This is a genomic window from Microvirga zambiensis WSM3693, assembly GCF_016735695.1.
GTDB lineage: Bacteria > Pseudomonadota > Alphaproteobacteria > Rhizobiales > Beijerinckiaceae > Microvirga > Microvirga zambiensis.
Window position 1 is genome coordinate 1 of the sequence record NZ_JAERQD010000224.1, and the last position, 710, is coordinate 710.

The window sequence follows — 710 nt, forward strand, 5'->3', positions numbered from 1 at the left end:
AGCGCGCGGCCGCGCGGGATGATGGTCGCCTTGTGGACCGGGTCGGTGGCAGGGACGTTGAGCGCCACGACCGCGTGGCCGGCCTCGTGATAGGCGGTCAGGCGCTTCTCGTCGTCGGTCATGACCAGGGTGCGGCGCTCGGCGCCCATCATCACCTTGTCCTTGGCGTCCTCGAACTCCTTCATCGTGACGATGCGCTTGCCGCGGCGGGCGGCGAGCAGGGCAGCCTCGTTGACGAGGTTCATCAGGTCCGCGCCGGAGAAGCCGGGGGTGCCGCGGGCAATCACCTTCAGGTCCACGTCGGGAGCGAGCGGCACCTTGCGCACATGGACGCGCAGGATCTTCTCGCGGCCCAGGACGTCCGGGTTCGGGACGACGATCTGGCGGTCGAAGCGGCCCGGACGCAGCAGCGCCGGATCGAGCACGTCGGGACGGTTGGTGGCGGCGATGATGATCACGCCCTCATTCGCCTCGAAGCCGTCCATCTCGACCAGCAGCTGGTTGAGGGTCTGCTCGCGCTCGTCGTTGCCGCCGCCGAGGCCGGCGCCGCGATGGCGGCCGACCGCGTCGATCTCGTCGATGAAGATGATGCAGGGGGCGTTCTTCTTGGCCTGCTCGAACATGTCGCGGACGCGGGAGGCGCCGACGCCGACGAACATCTCGACGAAGTCCGAGCCGGAGATGGTGAAGAACGGCACATTGGCCTCGCC

Annotated in this window: 1 protein-coding gene; it reads right to left on the reverse strand. The window is 68.7% G+C overall.

The window, feature by feature from the left end; all coding sequences use genetic code 11:
• Positions 1–710, reverse strand: a 710-nt coding sequence (locus tag JKL46_RS35010) for an ATP-dependent metallopeptidase FtsH/Yme1/Tma family protein (RefSeq protein ID WP_201843052.1), incomplete at both ends; no start/stop codon positions are given.